The following is a 16,091-nucleotide window of genomic DNA, read 5'->3' on the forward strand; positions in this document are numbered from 1 at the left end:
GTGGCTTCGGAAAGTAATACCAGTAAAAGCTGGTGGGGGCTGCGTTCATGGGTTCTATTGATAGCACAGCTTTTGCGCAGTGCAAAATGTTTCATCCGCAACTGGGGGCGCGGTTCAGGCGGTACCGAGCGTCCACGCGCGTCCGTTCAGCCGTGGGCTCTCACAGGACTACCGCCCGCGAGGATTCGATCGTCATAGCCGTTCGGGTACCAGTATCGATAGGGCCGCCCGTCCTCAGTCTCAGCTTCATGTTGTTCGATCAGCCCAGGATCCACCCAGGACGGCAATCGATCACGGTCGGACCGGTGCACGAAGTCAGGGCAGCTCACCTCTTCCCTCACCTCAATCTCGTTCTGCACCATCGCCAGATGGATCGCCTCGAAGTCTCCAGCCACATGCACATACTGACCGGTCTCAAGGAAGGTGGCGACCTTCATGTTGCCGCCGACAAAAAGTCCTCCATCGTTGAGTGACGATGCGTATGCATGCGTGCACGTCAAATTGTCACGGATAAAGACCCACCCGCCACAGACGAAGTTCTGCGTGGTGACACTTCCAAGCACCACCACACACCGGAGTTCGTCCAAATCGTTGAGGTGCAGTGTGCCATCTACGCTGACGTCACCGTCGATGATCAGGCAATCGGTTCCCCAATCCGAAACTGCATCTCCGTTCCACACGAATCCGGGCATCCTGCTGAATGCAAGCGGAGGCTCCGACTCTTCCTCGGGCGTTGGCCCCTTGATTCTGTCGCGCATCCTTCGCAGAACCATGGCGCCATCTGAGTCACCTGCTGCCTCGATCAGTCCGTCAAGAAGATGATCCGTGCTGCCATCCAGACTCGGATCTGGCTCGAATTTCGCCTCGATTGTCCCAGTCGCCATCCTCGCAATCGGGCTGGCGTCTCGCTCGAGTGAGGCCTTCGCTTCATCGGCCGAAATGGATTCCGAGCCCAGCCGCGGAGTGTTTCCGTCGGGGAACACTTGCATATCATGATCTCAACGAGAGGTAGGCCATGATCCTGATTCAGCTGCAGCGCATCCATGCAAGAAATCCGAAAAGCGGGATCCCTTGCATTGCATTGACCAAGGCAGCGTGGAAAAGCGCCATGACGGATCTACTTCGCGTGTACTTCGAGGTCCAGCAGCAGGCCTTCGTGGATGTCGGCCCAGCGCTCCAGCACGCGGTCCAGCTCCCGCCTGGCCTCGTCCAGCTGCTCGGGGTTGAGCAGAGAGCGCGCGGTATAGAGATCGGAGACCAACCGCCGCAGGGTCGCTTCCGGGATGGCCACCGACGGCCCTTCCAGCCCCGGCAACTGCAATGCCGGGCTGTCGCCAAGCGGGCCGAACAGCGTCACCTGGAGCGTGCTCTGCATGATCAACTTCCCTGCGGATGGACATGGGCAATGCCCTGTTTACCGCGTCCGGGTGACAGGCGCATGTGCCATGCGCGTCCGGGGTGCCGCTACAAGGCAGCCAGATCGGCCAGGTGCTGGACCATTCCCTCGTCCGCACCCAAGGCGTTGGTGGTGGTGAAGTACTGATGCCAACCGGTGGCGGCAATGCCGGCCACCAGCGCATCGGCGTCCGCGCGGCTGGCGCAGCGCCAGACCGCATAGAACTGCTCGCCGCTGCCGTGCGGCACGTCCGTGGCGATGCGGCCCATCGCCAGTGGGGTAATACGGGCCGGATCGAAGTGCTGCATGCCGGCACCGATACGGGCGAAGAAGGCCGCGCGCTGCTCGGGCGGGAGTGTGGTCCAGGCGGGGGTGGCGGTGTAGAGCTCGATGAAGGTGTGGGACATGGTGGTTCTTCCTTGAGGGTTCGGGGGTTGCCGGCCAGCGGCCGGCACTACCGGAGCGAGCGCAGTGCGCGCTTGCGGATGTAGGCGTTGGCGCCGCCATCGTGTTCGCGCTGCCAACGCGCGCACAGATCGCGCAACCAGTGCGGCCGGGTCTTGCCGGCGTCGTTGAGCCAGTTGCCCACGGAGTCCTGCACGTAGCGCTCCGGGTCGTTGGCCAGTGCTTCCAGCAGCGGCAATGCATGTTCCGGGTGCCGCTTGAACAGCGCGATATGCGTGGCCCAGACGCCGCGCGGGCGCAGCGCCTCGCAGGCGAAGCGGCGCAGGTACGGCGATGCTTCCTGTGTCCACGGTTGCAGGTACTCAAGCGCCTGCATCGGCGCGGCAACGATGTCCGTGCGTAGCGCCAGCCACGCCCATTCCCGCACACCGAAGTGTGGGTCATCGGCCAGCGCGCGCATCTGCTGCAGCTTCCCTGCCAACGTTGCGCGAGCATTGCTGCCGATCAGATAGCAGGCCCAGCCGCGCACGGTATCGGACGCATGATCCTGCCATTGCGCAGGATCGCCCTGCCCGCTTTCGCGCAGCAACCGGGCAGCCAGGGCCATGCGTTGGGTGATGCCCTTGCCTTCAGCATCGCGCATACGGTGCAGCGCGTCATGTTCAACTGCGGGTACCACCGCCTGCAGCAGCGCACCAAAATCCACCGCCAGGCATTCGGCCAGATGGCTGGCGGCGACGCTGCCAGTGTTGAGCGCATTCAATCGCTCAGCCGTCAGGATCCCGCTCATGCCCCACGACCTGTATCGGTGTGCTGCCAGACCTTGTGCAGCAGCTGTGACAACTGCTGCTGTTCTTCTGCGCCCAATCCGCTGAACAAGCCCCCTATCCATTGCGTGTGCTGGTTGAACAGCGTCTCGGCCAGGCGCCTCCCCTGTGTGGTCAGCACGATCTGAAGGCGCCTGCCGTCTTCGGCGTCACTGCGTCGCTGCAGCAGCCCTTCGCGCTGCAGGCCATCGATCAGGCCACTGACCGTGGCGCGGGTGACACCTGCACGCTCGGCCAATTCATGCGGTGGCAGCGTGCCACCGGCACCGTGCAGCAGGAAAAGCACGATGAAACGCCCTTCACTGAGCCCGTGCGGCGCCAGGCGCGTGGCGCAGTCGCGGTCGATGGCCGATGACAGCGACAGCAGCTGGAAGCACAGGCGCAGCTGCGCGACACCGGTATGGCCGCGTCGTTGCGCCTCATCCAGCAGGGCACTGTGCTTGGCTTCCAGCATGGCTCCATCCAATATGATTAGGCGCCTAATCATATTTCAAAAAATAGGCATTACGCCACTGTCCAGGTGATTTCAGGAAACCGGCCCCAGCAGCAGGCGTGCGATCAGTCCGCCGCCATCACGCTGCAGCAACAGAAGCTCGCCCTCATGCCGTCGTGCGACGTTGGCCGCCACCGCCAGGCCCAGGCCGGTCCCACCCGTGGCGCGGCTGCGCGAGCTCTCGCTGCGCTGGAAAGGTTGCAGCAGGCGTTCACGGTCGTCCTCGGCGATGCCTGGGCCGCGGTCCATCACATCCAGCTGCATGCGATTGCCTGCCATGGCGGCGTGCAGGTCTACGGCACCGGCGTAGCGGTCTGCGTTGTCGATGAGGTTGTCGATTGCCCGCCGCAGCAGGAGCCCGTCGCCCCGCCACGGCAGTGTGTCCGGGCCCTCGATGGAGATCGAGACGCCGCGCAGCAGGGCACTGTGCACGCATTCCTCCAGCAACGCGGCCAGGTCCAGCGGTCGCAACTGCAGTGGTTGCAGTTCGCCGCGTGCGTAATCGAGCACCTGCTCGATCATCGTATCCATGCGTTCGATGTCCGCCACCATCCGCGCCGCCTGTGGCGCAGGTGCGAATTCGGCGCGCAGGCGCAGGCCGGTCAACGGCGTGCGCAGGTCGTGCGCTACGGCGGCCAGCATGTGGGTCATGTCCTGTGCCTGCGCGCGCAAGCGATCGCGACCGGTGCTGATCGCGGAAGCCAGCATCTGTACTTCGCGTGGGCCGTCATCCGGCAACGGCGTATCGGCCTGCAGGTCAACCCGTGCGCCGGCCTCGGCCAAGCGCCGCAGCGGGCGTCCCAGGCGGATCGAGGCCCACGCCGCCAGCGGCGCCAGCAGGAGTGCACCGCCCAGCAGGGCGAGCACCACCTGGCGGCGCCAGGTCGCCAGATCACTGTGGTCGCTACCGACCACCCGCCAGCGGCCATCGGCCTGGCGTATGCCCAGTTCAAACGGCGGCCATTGCATCGCGGTCAGCACCGCAGCCTGCGCCTTCAATACACCGGCCCGCGCCGTGGCATCGAGCACCGCACCGCCTTCGATGACCTGCACATCGGGCGCCTTGCGCTGTCCGCTCCAGACCAGGCGTACCTTTTCCGCCGGCACGCCCATCTGCATCGCAGCCAGTTGCGTGAGCCAGTCGCTGGCACTGCCCTGTGGCGGCGAATCCTGCATCGCCAGATGCAGGCCCAGTGGCGCTGCCGCCTGCTCCCCTCGCAGCACCTGCACGGCCTGGTCCAAGCGCATCGGCGGCGGCGCGGGCCGAGGCATCCAGCCAACCACGGCTACGCTGACCAGTGTCGCCAGCAGCAGGCTGGCCAGGGCCAGCATTGCGATCCAACGCGCAGTCGGCCACCGGCTGCTCACAACACCTGTACCTCAGCGTCGAAGCGATAGCCTTCGCCACGCGATGTCTGCACCAGGGCTTCCGCACCGGGTGAGGCCTGCCCGAGCTTGCGGCGCAGCCGGCTGATCGCCAGGTCGACCGCGCGGTCGACGCTGTCACTGGGCTCGCCACGGCTCAGCTGCAGCAGCTGCTCGCGCCCCAGCACCCGCCCGGGGCGTTCGGCCAGCGCCAGCAACAGGCTGAATTCACCACGGCTGAGCACCAGCTCGTTCCCATCCGGCGCCAGCAGGCGACGTTGTTCCGGCAGCAACCGCCAACCAGAAAAGCGCAGTTCACTGGCTACCTGCGTGCGCAGCTTGTCCTGCCGGCGCAGCAGCGCGCGTACCCGCGCCAGCAGCTCGCGCGGGTCGAACGGCTTGGCCAGGTAATCGTCCGCGCCCATCTCCAGGCCGATCACCCTGTCCGGTGCGCTGCCCATCGCCGACAGCATCAGGATCGGAATGGCCCGTGCCTGCAGCCGGCGGCACACCGACAGACCATCCTCACCGGGCATCATCCAGTCGAGGATGATCACGTCCGGGCGCTGGACCTGCAGCAGCACGTCCAGCGCCGTCGCGTCCGCGGCCACCCGCACCTGGTAGCCATGCAGCAACAGGCAATCGGCGATGGCATCACGGATGCTGGCGTCGTCATCGACAACGATGACACGGGCGGGAGTAGGCATGCGGGCAGTATCAGGCAGGTCTGTATCAGGACGGTATCAACGCCGATATTCCCGCGATACGCCGCTGCGCGCCAATGGTCACCCATGATCACTGCGGAGACTTGCCTTGCGCCTCATCCCATTCCTCCTGCTTGCTGCCCCGCTGCCTGCGCTGGCGTCCGATGCCCCCGAGCACATCCTGCCGATGTGGATGCAGGGCGGTCATCCGGCCGTGGCCGTGTCGCTGGACGGGCGTGCCGAACCGCTGCGCTTCGTGGTCGACAGCGCTGCAGGCGCAACCCTGGTCGATGACCGCGTCGTGCGGCGCTATGGCCTGGAGGATGCGGATGCAGAGGTATCACAGGCCCAGGGGGCGAGTGCAGCTTCCGCACGGCTGCAGCGCATGCGCAGCACGTCCTGGCAGCTGGGCAGTTGGCAGCTGCAGGCCCAAGCCATGAAGGTCGATCTGTCGTCGTTGCCGAAGGACGATGATCCGGCCATTGACGGCTTGATCGGCAACGATCTGACCGGGCGCTGGGATACCCGTTGGGACTTCGGCCGCAATCAACTGGCGCTGTGGACACCCGGCGGATTGAACCTGGAAGGACCGGGTTGCCAGCCCAATGCGCTGCCCGGCCGTACTGACGGCCTGCGGCAGTTCGGCTTCATCACGCTTGCACTGGGCGCGCCCGCTGTGGACGCCATCGCCGTGGTCGACACCGGTGCCGCGCAGACCGTCCTCAACGCCGAAGCGGCCCGCGCACTGGGGCTGCGCACGGACGGCAGCGACGCACGGGTGCGGGTGCGTGAAAAGGGCACCGCAGGCCTGGGCGGCGGAAAGCAGGCGACCTGGCTGTACACCCTGGCCGGCATGACCGGCAGCGGCTGGCAGCACCCGTCGATGGAGGTCCGCATCAGCGAACTGCCGGTGTTCAAGGCGATCGGACTGGAGGCCCGGCCGGCGCTGATCCTCGGTGCCGATGCAATGCGCGGCGGCCAGGTGGACATCGGTGCCGGCGCGGCCCGGATCTGCCTGCGCCGGCCGCAGGCCAGCTGACATCTGGCAATGACGCCAGCGGCAGCCTGGCGTAGCATCGCCGTGCGCCCCACCAGGAGTTCCACGCATGTGCCGTGCCACCCTGATGTTGCTGACGCTGCTCCCGCTGGCGGTGCTGGCCGCGCCGCCACCCGTGCCCTCGCCCACTCGCATCGATGCCGAAGCACAGCGGCTGATGCAGGCGGCCCATGCGCGCGGGATGGCGCTGGCGGTGATCGATGACGGCAAGGTGGTGCATGTGGCCGCCTACGGTGAACGCAACGCCGCAGGCGAGCCGCTGCGCACCGACACCGTGATGTACGCTGCGTCACTGACCAAGATGGCCTTCGGCCACCTGGTCGCACAGCTGGCGCAGGACGCGCGTATCGATCTGGATGCCAGCATCGCTACCGCCCTGGACAAGCCGCTGCCGGACTATCCGCTCGAAACGAAGAAGTACGCCGACTACAGCGTGCTGGCCGATGATGCACGCTGGCGCCAGCTCACCCCTCGCCTGCTGCTCAACCACGCCAGTGGCTTTGCCAACTTCGGGTTCCTCGAACCGGACGGCCGGCTGAAGTTCCACTTCGATCCGGGCAGCCGCTACGGCTATTCCGGCGAAGGGTTGATCCTGCTGCAGTTCGTGATCGAACGCGGGCGGCTGGGCGAGGATGTGGGCACGTTGATGCAGCAGCGGGTGTTCGACCGCTTCGGCATGACCCGCACCAGCATGATGTGGCGCGAGGACTTCGCCACCAACCTGGCAGACGGCTGGACCGTGGAGGGCGCCGCCGAGCCGCACGATGAGCGCAGCCGCGTGCGTGCGGCCGGTTCGATGGATACCACCATCGCCGACATGGCCCGTTTCGCCGCTGGCTACGTGCGCGGCGATGGGCTGTCAGCGGCGATGCGCAAGGAGCTGGTGCGGCCGCAGCTGGCGATCACCACCGCCAGCCAGTTCCCTACCCTGCAGCCGGAGCTGCCGAAGGCGCAGCAGCGCAAGGATCTGGCGGCGGGCCTGGGCGTGGTGACGTTCCGTGGCCCGCAAGGCGCGGGCTTCTACAAGGGCGGCCACGATGATGCGGTGGGCAACACGCTGGTGTGCGTGGAGCGGCAGCAGCGCTGCGTGGTGATCCTGGGCAACGATGTGCGCGCCGAAGCGACCTTCCCGGCGCTGGTGGCCTTCGTGCTGGGCGACACCGGCGTGCCGTGGCAGTGGGAGTACGGCGCGGCGAAGGCATTCGTCGAATGAGGGGGCAATGACGCCTGCGCGGCTACCTCGGTAGATCCACGCCATGCGTGGATGGCATTCCTCAACGCGCCTGCTCGAAGAACATCAGGTAGACCAGCCGCCCATTCTCCGGCCGGTCGCCGAAGGCCGGGCCAGCGGTATGCCAGAACCACGGGCGCAGCAGCACCAGGCGGTTGAAGCGCATCGGGATGCGCATGGTCATCTCCCACTGGCTGTCGTCGACGCTGTCGCGCTCGATGATGTCGCGATGCATGTCGCCGCCATTGGCGTAGCCCAGCGCAGCCAGCTCGTGGGCGTTCAACGCCATGCGCTCGGTATTGGTGCGGCGGTGGCGGAAGAACTCGGTACCGCCTTCGCAGTGCTCCGGAGCGCTGAGGTAGAGGATGCCGGACCAGTGCGAATGATCGGTGTGCACCTTGGCGCGACCGACATCGCTGGCCAGGGTCAGCCGGAACTTGCCGTGCGACTGCAGCGGATTGACCGGCCGCAGGGGTTCGTTGACCAGCCGCGATGCGGCCTCGGACAGGCCGTCCAGCTCCAGCCGTTCGAGCGAATTGCGGCCGGGGAACGCGCCCTCCTGCGCCGGGTAGGTCAGGCCCAGGCCGGCCTGGCGCAGGCCGTGCGCATCGGCCGGAGAGAGGAAGTCGTCGACGACGATGAACGAGGTAGGCATGGTCGCCGAGCGTAGCGACGCGGCGCCATGGCGGCAACCGGGCAACAAAAAACCCCGCCTCGCGGCGGGGTTCTTCTTTGCATCGGGAAGACGCGCCGACCAGGGCCGGCAACGTCCGACGCGGGCGTGGACCTTAGAAGTCCATGCCGCCCATGCCACCCATGCCGCCCATGCCACCGGCGCCGCCCATGGCCGGCTCGTCCTTCTTCGGAGCTTCGGCAACCATGGCTTCGGTGGTGATCATCAGGCCAGCGATCGAGGCCGCGTTCTGCAGGGCCGAACGGGTCACCTTGGTCGGGTCCAGGATGCCGAACTGCAGCATGTCGCCGAACTCGCCGGTGGCGGCGTTGTAGCCGAAGCTGCCGGTGCCTTCCTTGACCTTGTTGATGATGACCGACGGCTCTTCACCGGCGTTGGCAACGATTTCGCGCAGCGGGGCTTCCATCGCGCGCAGGGCGATCTGGATGCCGTGGTTCTGGTCTTCGTTGGCACCCTTCAGGCCGGCCAGTGCGGTGACCGCACGGACCAGGGCAACGCCGCCGCCCGGGACCACGCCTTCTTCAACGGCTGCACGGGTCGCGTGCAGGGCGTCGTCGACGCGGTCCTTCTTTTCCTTCATTTCGATTTCGGTCGAAGCACCGACCTTGATCACGGCAACGCCGCCGGCCAGCTTGGCCACGCGTTCCTGCAGCTTCTCGCGGTCGTAATCGGAGGAGGTGTCCTGGATCTGGGTCTTGATCTGGCCGACGCGTGCGTCGACGGCAGCCTTGTCACCCACGCCATCGATGATGGTGGTGTTTTCCTTGGAAACCTGCACCTTCTTGGCGCGGCCCAGGTCCTTGATGGTGGCCTTTTCCAGCGACAGGCCAACTTCTTCGGAGATCACGGTGCCACCGGTCAGCACGGCCATGTCTTCCAGCATCGCCTTGCGACGGTCGCCGAAGCCCGGAGCCTTGACGGCCACGACCTTGACGATGCCACGGATGGTGTTGACCACCAGGGTGGCCAGCGCTTCGCCTTCGACTTCTTCGGCAACGATCAGCAGCGGCTTGCCGGCCTTGGCGACGCCTTCCAGCACCGGCAGCAGGTCACGGACGTTGGAGATCTTCTTGTCGTGCAGCAGGATGAACGGGTCATCCAGGTCAGCGGTCTGCGACTGCTGGTTGTTGATGAAGTACGGGGACAGGTAGCCGCGGTCGAACTGCATGCCCTTGACCACGTCCAGCTCGTTGTCCAGGCCCGAGCCTTCTTCAACGGTGATCACGCCTTCCTTGCCGACTTCCTTCATCGCGTCAGCGATGATCTGGCCGATCGACTCGTCCGAGTTGGCCGAGATGGTACCAACCTGGGCAATCGCCTTGTCGTCGGCGGTCGGCTTGGAGATGCTCTTCAGCTCGGCAACGGCGGCCACGACGGCCTTGTCGATACCGCGCTTGAGGTCCATCGGGTTCATGCCGGCGGCAACTGCCTTGGCGCCTTCGCGGATCAGGGCCTGGGCCAGCACGGTGGCGGTGGTGGTGCCGTCGCCGGCGTCGTCGTTGGTGCGCGAAGCGACTTCCTTCACCATCTGTGCGCCCATGTTCTCGAACTTGTCAGCCAGTTCGATTTCCTTGGCGACGGAGACGCCGTCCTTGGTGATGGTCGGGGCGCCGAAGCTCTTTTCCAGCACGACGTTGCGGCCCTTCGGGCCCAGGGTGGCCTTGACGGCATTGGCGAGAACGTTGACGCCGCGCACCATGCGCGAACGGGCGTCTTCACCGAAACGAATATCCTTGGCAGCCATTGCAGTTACCTCATTGGTAGCGCCGGGCCATGCCCGGCGGCTGGGTGTTTGGAATCAGGGGATGAAGCAGGTCGCGCCGAGGCTCAGCCGATGACGGCGAGCACGTCGTCTTCGCGCAGGACCTTGTACTCGACGCCTTCGCTCTTGTACGAGCTGCCGGCGTACTGGCCGTAGATGACCTTGTCGCCAACCTTCAGCGACGGCGCACGCACGCTGCCGTTGTCCAGCGGCTTGCCCGGGCCGACGGCCACGACTTCACCCTTGGTGGACTTTTCCTTGGCCGAATCCGGAATGACGATGCCACCGGCGGAGATTTCGTCGGCTTCGATCGGCTTGACCACAACGCGGTCGTGCAGCGGCTTGATGCTCATGAGAGACCTCTTAAGTTATTGATTGGTCTGAAAAAGTCTGGCGATGTTAGCACTCACCCCAGGTGACTGCCAGCATCGCTCGCGAAAAAGCCCGACGAATCGGGAGCAGGACAGAGATGGAGCTGCCCCCGGGCCTTTCAAGGCCGTCCCCGGAAAAAATTTCGGTGCGGCCAGGCCCGCACAGCGCGTCCCTGCATGAAGACGTTCAGCCCGGTGAAACGCATCCATTCGGTCCTCGGCGCCCTCGACTTTTGGTGATCCGCGTCGCACTGTCAGATATCTGACGTTCATTTACGACAAAGTGTCACTGGATCGGCCTTAGGCTCGGCCGCGCATTCCCAATCACAAGGAGTTGTCGATGCGATTGCTGTCCCCGCTTGCCGCCGCCTGCCTGCTGGCGCTGGCCGCCGCGCCGGCCCAGGCCGAGGTCTTCATCAACGAACTGCATTACGACGACAGCACCGCCGCCGGTGACGTCGGCGAAGCGATCGAGGTCGTCGCCACCGCCGGAGAGGACCTGTCCGGCTATCGGCTTTACCTCTACAACGGCAGCAATCCTTCGGCCGCCACGGTCTACGCCAACAACCCGGTCCCGGCCGGTACCGCCGCGGGCTGCGGCAGCGCCAGCATCGCCGTGGTCAGCTACCCGACCAACGGCCTCCAGAACGGCCCGAACGATGGCATCGCCCTGGTCGATGCCAGCGGCAAGGTGGTCCAGTTCCTCAGCTACGAGGGCGCCATCACCGCCTCCGGTGGCCCTGCCGCCGGCATGACCAGCCAGAACATTCCGGTGGCCGAGACCAACAGCACGGCGCCGGGCACCTCGCTGCAGCTGACCGGCAGCGGCAGCCAGTACGCCCACTTCACCTGGGCCGAGTCGGCCAGGCAGACCTTCGGCAGCTGCAACAACGGCCAGACCTTCAGTGGTGGCGGCACCCCGGGCCCGAACACGCCGCCGTCGGTGTCCACCACCACCCCGGCACAGGGCAGCAGCACCTTCCCGGCCGCGGCCGATCTGGAAGTGGTGTTCAGCGAGACGGTGAACCTGGCCAGTGGCGCCTTCGCGCTGAGCTGCGGCACTTCCGGCAGCGTGCCGCTGACCTTCCCCGCCAGCGGGCGCAGCGTGAAGCTGTCCACCAATACCGCGCTGGTGGCCGGTGAGGCCTGCCGCTTCGACATCCGCGCCGCGCGCATCACCGACCTGCAGGGCGCGCACCCGGCCGCCGACAGCCGCATCGCCTTCACCGTGGCCAGCACCGGCGGCAATCCCGACCCGGGCAATCCGGGCGTGCCGGCCGGCTACTACTCGAAGGTGAACACGTCCAGCCCGAGCCAGCTGCGCTGCTCGCTGCACGCCACCATCAAGGGCCACACCGCCTACCCGTACAGCGGCTCGGGCACCAGCACCTGGACCATCCTGGAGATTGCCGACGAGGACCCGAACAACCCGAACCGCATCCTCGACGCGTATCGCAACCGCAGCTACGCCAAGGTGACCGATCGCGCCGGCAGCGGCAGTGGCCTGAAGTACAACCGCGAACACACCTGGCCGAACTCGCTGGGCTTCGCCAGCACCACCGGTGACAAGGGCCTGCCGTACGCGCCGTACACCGACACCCACATGCTGTACCTGACCGATGCACAGTGGAACGCCGACCGTGGCAACAAGCCGTTCGCCAAGTGCGACGCCAACTGCGGCGAGCGCGCCACCGAGGCCAACAACGGCCAGGGCGGCGGCAGCGGTGGCTATCCGGGCAATTCCAACTGGGTGCGCACGCCGGACGGCAACACCGGCACGTTCGAGGTGTGGGGCAAGCGCAAGGGCGACATGGCGCGTGCGGTCATGTACATGGCCATCCGCTACGAGGGCGGCAAGGATGCGGCCACCGGCCAGTCCGAGCCGGACCTGGAGCTGACCGACGACCGCAGCAGGATCGTCAAGACCAGCAGCTCGCCGGCCTACATGGGCCTGCTGTCGACCCTGATCGACTGGCACCTGTCCGATCCGCCGGATGATGCCGAGCGTGCGCGCAATGACGTGATCTACAGCTTCCAGGGCAACCGCAACCCGTTCATCGACCACCCCGAGTGGGCAACCCCTGGCCTGTTCACCTCGGCCAAGCCGGCCACCTGCCAGCTGGCCAACTGACCGCGCAACGCAGCGGTCCATCGCCGCCGCCGGGCCCTGACCCGGCGGCGGCCCTATACTCGACGGTCATGTCGACCGTCGATCCCGTCCTGCTGCTGTTGACCACCTGCCCGGACCGGGCCAGTGCCGAGCGCATCGCGCACGCGCTGGTCGGCGAGCGCCTGGCCGCGTGCGTGACCCGCCTCGATGGCGCGCAGTCGACCTACCGCTGGCAGGGCGAGGTGACCACCGACGCCGAGCTGCAGCTGCTGGTGAAGACCACCGCAAGCCGCGTCGATCACGCGATTGCCCGGATCGTCGAACTGCATCCGTATGAACTCCCGGAGTGCATCGCGGTCGAAACCCGGGCCGGCCTGCCGGCGTATCTGGACTGGATCCGGGCACAGACCCGGGAGGACACTGATTGAAGACTCTGTTTGCGCGTGGCGCCGCCCTGTGCGCCCTGTTGTGGCTCTCGCTGCCAGCGTTCGCGCTGGATGAGAAGGACCTGCTGCCGGTGGACCAGGCGTTCGCGCTGACCGCCACCGCCCCCGAACGTGGCCAGGTGCAACTGCAGTTCAAGATCGCGCCCGGCTATTACCTGTATCGCCATCGCACCAGCGTCAAGGCCGACCCGGCCTTCAATGCCGGCGCGCTGCAGATGCCCAAGGGCGACAAGCACCACGACGATTTCTTCGGCGAGGTCGAAACCTATCGCGAGCGCCTGCAGGCCACCCTGCCCGGCACGCCGACCGATGCAGCGGGCACCATCAGCCTGGAAGTACGCTACCAGGGCTGCGCCGATGCCGGTGTCTGCTACCCGCCGCAGAAGCGCGTGGTGCAGGTCACCCTGCCCGGTGCCGGTGCACAGGCCACCGCCCCGGCCCCGCGTGCCGGTGCCGCCAGCCCGTTCAACAACCCGCTGGCCGGTGCCGGCAACAGCGGCGGCCTGCGCCTGCCGGGTGCGGCCAGCAACAGCCAGGCGCTGCCGCTGCCGTCGGAACAGGCGTTCGGCTTCGACGCCATCGCCAGTGACGGCAACACCCTGCTGCTGCGCTTCAGCCCGGCGCCGGGCTACTACCTGTATCGCGACCGCACTTCGGTGAAGCTGGACGGCAGTACCGGGGTGCTGGCCGACAAGCTGCGCTGGCCTGCCGCGCAGTCGCATCGCGACGAACACTTCGGCGATGTCTCGGTCTACTTCAACCAGGTGGAAGTGCCGCTGCCGCTGCGCCGCTCCGTCGCTGACGCGGTCGACAGTACCCTGGTGGTGACCTTCCAGGGCTGCCAGACCGATGGTATCTGCTACCCGCCGATGACCCGCCGGGTGAAGCTGTCGATCCCGGCCGGCAAGGTCAGCGCCAGCACCGACCAGGCACCGCCGCGCAACGAGGTGATCAGCCCGTCGGCTGCAGCGCCACGCGAAGGCGCCAATGGCGCCCCCCTGCGCCTGCTGCCGACGGTGCCCAATACGGATGCCGCCACCCCGGCCGTTGCAGGCGCCGGAAGCGGTAATGAGTTCGCTGCCGATGCGCGCGGTGACAACGCGCTCCGGACGCGTCCGCCGGCGGCCACGCCGAATCCGGACAGGTCATTCGTGTGGGTGCTGCTGCTGGCCCTGGCCGGTGGCCTGGTACTGAACCTGATGCCCTGCGTGCTGCCGATCCTCTCGCTGAAGGTACTGAGCCTGGCGCAGAGCGGCGAAAGCCCGCAGCGCGCGCGCAGCCACGCCCTCTGGTACACGCTGGGCGTGCTGGTCGCGTTCGCGGTGATCGGTGCGTTGATGGTCGGCCTGCGTGCGATCGGCAACGCCGTCGGCATCGGCTTCCAGCTGCAGCACCCGGGTGTGGTGGCGGCGCTGGCCTACATCATGTTCGCGGTGGGCCTGAGCCTGTCCGGCGTATTCACCCTCGGCGGTGGCATCGGCAACCTGGGCCAGTCGCTGGCCAGCCGCAGTGGCCCGGCCGGTGACTTCTTCACCGGTGCGCTGGCCTGCGTGGTCGGTAGTGCCTGCGTCGGCCCGTTCATGGGTGGCGCGATTGCCTACGCGTTCATTGCCCCGCCGCTGAAGGCGATGACCGTGTTTCTGTTCCTCGGCCTGGGCCTGGCGCTGCCGTTCCTGCTGATCGGCTTCGTGCCGGCGCTGGCGCGCCGTCTGCCCAAGCCGGGCCCATGGATGGAAACGCTCAAGCACGTGCTGGCCTTCCCGATGTATGCCACCGCGCTGTGGCTGCTGTGGGTGCTGGGCAAGCAGCGTGGCGTGGACGGCATGGCGCTGGTGCTGGGTGGCCTGCTGCTGTTCGCCTTCGGCCTGTGGCTGTTCGAACGCAACCGCTGGACTGGCTCGCGCGCCGTCACCCTGCTCGGCGTGCTGCTGGCAATCGGTGCACTGGTTCCCGCCTGGGGTGTGACCCAGCTGGCACCACCGGCACGCGCCGCACAGGCCGCCAGCGACAACGTGGTGGAGTACTCGCCGCAGCTGCTGGACCGCCTGCGCGCCGACAACCGCGTGGTGTTCGTGAACATGACCGCCGACTGGTGCGTGAGCTGCAAGGCCAACGAGCGCGCCGTGCTGTCGCGGCCGGAGTTCAAGGAACTGCTCAAGCGCACCAACGCGGTGTACATGCGCGGTGACTACACCAACGTCGATCCGCAGATCACCACGTTCCTGGAAGAGCACAAGGCCGTCGGCGTGCCGCTGTACGTGGTGTACGGCCCCGGCGCGCCGCCGACCGTGCTGCCGACCCTGCTGACCCAGGCAGTGGTGGAGGAAGCGCTGCTGCGCACCGCACGATGAAGTGGCAACGGCCAGCGCTGCTGTGGACAGCGGTGCTGGCCGCCGGCCTAGGCCTGTGGGCCGGGCATCGATTGGCTCCCGCGCCCGCTGCGCCTGAGGCCATGCCAGCGGCACCTGTTGTGGCGGCTGCGGCACCCGTCCTGCAGGTCGGCGACAGCCTGCCCGCGCTGTCGCTGCCCGATCTTGAAGGCCGGCCGCTGGACCTGCGCCAGCACGCTGGCGGTCGCCCGCTGTTGATCAATGTCTGGGCCAGCTGGTGCGCGCCCTGCGTTGAAGAAATGCCCGAACTGGCGCGCTTTGCCGCAGCACAGGGCGACCCAGGCGTGCAGGTGCTGGGCCTGGCGCTGGATACGCCGGAAGACGTGCGCGGTTTCCTGCAACGGGTGCCGGTGGATTACCCGATCGTGATCGAGACCCCGGGACCGCGCGATGCCAGCGTGCAGCTGGGCAATACACAGGGCCTGCTGCCCTACAGCGTGCTGTTCGATGCACAGGGGCGGCTGGTGAAGGCAAAGCTGGGGCCGTTCGCCCACGGCGAGATCGACGGCTGGGTGAAGTGAGGGTTCGGCAGGGTTGCACCCTGCACCCGCTTCAGGCCAGAGCAACAGCCGAAGCAACAGCTACAGCGGGCTTCCTGTGAGATGGCGAGGCACTGTGGGCGTGCGGGGCCGCCGTGAACCCATCCATGGGGGCTTGGTCGCCGCATCCATGCGGCTCACACCCCGCACGCCCACAGTGCCCCGCCTTCGACAAGTTCAAGGCGCTGTTGGTAGGTGTCGACCTTGGTCGACACGGTAGATCCACGCCATGCGTGGATGAATTTCCATCGAAATCGAATACTTCGGCAATTGAACGAGGAGCATCCACGCATGGCGTGGA

General features: G+C 66.7%; 16 protein-coding genes. 6 read left to right on the forward strand and 10 right to left on the reverse strand.

From position 1 onward, the window contains the following. Positions 1-146 precede the first annotated feature (146 nt). From EZ304_RS08890 to EZ304_RS08920, 7 genes are all read right to left on the reverse strand, one after another. A complete protein-coding gene (locus EZ304_RS08890; RefSeq protein ID WP_142806829.1) occupies positions 147-989 on the reverse strand; it encodes a hypothetical protein in 843 nt (280 codons plus the stop codon). A 128-nt stretch (positions 990-1,117) separates the two neighbouring features. Continuing rightward, positions 1,118-1,375 (reverse strand): hypothetical protein, encoded by a 258-nt coding sequence (locus EZ304_RS08895; RefSeq protein ID WP_142806830.1) that lies wholly within the window; start codon positions 1,373-1,375, stop codon positions 1,118-1,120. Positions 1,376-1,464: 89 nt separating this feature from the next. Next, positions 1,465-1,803 carry a DUF6616 family protein gene (locus EZ304_RS08900; protein ID WP_142806831.1) on the reverse strand — a complete coding sequence of 113 codons (339 nt, stop codon included), beginning with the start codon at positions 1,801-1,803 and terminating at the stop codon, positions 1,465-1,467. A gap of 47 nt (positions 1,804-1,850) precedes the next feature. Continuing rightward, the gene (locus EZ304_RS08905; protein ID WP_142806832.1) at positions 1,851-2,591 is read right to left on the reverse strand and encodes a DNA alkylation repair protein; all 741 of its coding nucleotides are present in this window, start codon (positions 2,589-2,591) and stop codon (positions 1,851-1,853) included. Then, entirely contained in the window at positions 2,588-3,082 is a 495-nt protein-coding gene (locus tag EZ304_RS08910) for a MarR family winged helix-turn-helix transcriptional regulator (RefSeq protein ID WP_099554490.1), read from the reverse strand. Before EZ304_RS08910 ends, EZ304_RS08905 begins: the two co-directional genes overlap by 4 nt. Before the next feature lie 72 nt (positions 3,083-3,154). Continuing rightward, on the reverse strand, positions 3,155-4,453 hold the full coding sequence (locus EZ304_RS08915) for a sensor histidine kinase (protein ID WP_142806833.1): 1,299 nt from the start codon (positions 4,451-4,453) through the stop codon (positions 3,155-3,157). Positions 4,454-4,485: 32 nt separating this feature from the next. Continuing rightward, complete coding sequence (locus EZ304_RS08920; RefSeq protein WP_142806834.1) at positions 4,486-5,193, reverse strand: response regulator transcription factor; 708 nt, start codon at positions 5,191-5,193, stop codon at positions 4,486-4,488. Between the two features lie 106 nt (positions 5,194-5,299). On the opposite strand from EZ304_RS08920, the gene EZ304_RS08925 reads away from it, so the two are divergent. Together EZ304_RS08925 and EZ304_RS08930 are read left to right on the forward strand one after the other, a co-directional pair. Then, the gene (locus EZ304_RS08925) at positions 5,300-6,229 is read left to right on the forward strand and encodes a pepsin/retropepsin-like aspartic protease family protein (protein ID WP_099554484.1); all 930 of its coding nucleotides are present in this window, start codon (positions 5,300-5,302) and stop codon (positions 6,227-6,229) included. Between the two features lie 67 nt (positions 6,230-6,296). Beyond that, entirely contained in the window at positions 6,297-7,460 is a 1,164-nt protein-coding gene (locus EZ304_RS08930) for a serine hydrolase domain-containing protein (RefSeq protein WP_142806835.1), read from the forward strand. 61 nt (positions 7,461-7,521) lie between these two features. On the opposite strand, the gene EZ304_RS08935 is transcribed toward EZ304_RS08930, so the two are convergent. The 3 genes from EZ304_RS08935 to EZ304_RS08945 form a co-directional block, all read right to left on the reverse strand. After that, positions 7,522-8,133, reverse strand: coding sequence for a DUF6445 family protein (locus tag EZ304_RS08935; RefSeq protein WP_005411225.1), 612 nt, complete (start codon positions 8,131-8,133; stop codon positions 7,522-7,524). A 133-nt stretch (positions 8,134-8,266) separates the two neighbouring features. Then, positions 8,267-9,916: a chaperonin GroEL gene (gene groL / locus EZ304_RS08940; protein WP_075676061.1), complete on the reverse strand. Its 1,650-nt coding sequence runs from the start codon at positions 9,914-9,916 to the stop codon at positions 8,267-8,269. 83 nt (positions 9,917-9,999) lie between these two features. After that, positions 10,000-10,287: a co-chaperone GroES gene (locus EZ304_RS08945; protein WP_006396661.1), complete on the reverse strand. Its 288-nt coding sequence runs from the start codon at positions 10,285-10,287 to the stop codon at positions 10,000-10,002. Positions 10,288-10,645: 358 nt separating this feature from the next. On the opposite strand from EZ304_RS08945, the gene EZ304_RS08950 reads away from it, so the two are divergent. From EZ304_RS08950 to EZ304_RS08965, 4 genes are all read left to right on the forward strand, one after another. Next, the gene (locus tag EZ304_RS08950; RefSeq protein ID WP_099554478.1) at positions 10,646-12,436 is read left to right on the forward strand and encodes an endonuclease; all 1,791 of its coding nucleotides are present in this window, start codon (positions 10,646-10,648) and stop codon (positions 12,434-12,436) included. 68 nt (positions 12,437-12,504) lie between these two features. Next, a complete protein-coding gene (cutA, locus tag EZ304_RS08955) occupies positions 12,505-12,843 on the forward strand; it encodes a divalent-cation tolerance protein CutA (protein ID WP_099554476.1) in 339 nt (112 codons plus the stop codon). Further along, positions 12,840-15,212: a protein-disulfide reductase DsbD domain-containing protein gene (locus tag EZ304_RS08960; protein ID WP_142806836.1), complete on the forward strand. Its 2,373-nt coding sequence runs from the start codon at positions 12,840-12,842 to the stop codon at positions 15,210-15,212. The genes cutA and EZ304_RS08960 overlap by 4 nt, the downstream gene beginning before the upstream one ends. Then, positions 15,209-15,772: a TlpA family protein disulfide reductase gene (locus EZ304_RS08965; protein WP_142806837.1), complete on the forward strand. Its 564-nt coding sequence runs from the start codon at positions 15,209-15,211 to the stop codon at positions 15,770-15,772. The genes EZ304_RS08960 and EZ304_RS08965 overlap by 4 nt, the downstream gene beginning before the upstream one ends. Positions 15,773-16,091: the final 319 nt, after the last annotated feature.

Source organism: Stenotrophomonas maltophilia (assembly GCF_006974125.1).
In the GTDB taxonomy this organism is placed as follows: Bacteria; Pseudomonadota; Gammaproteobacteria; order Xanthomonadales; family Xanthomonadaceae; genus Stenotrophomonas; species Stenotrophomonas maltophilia_O.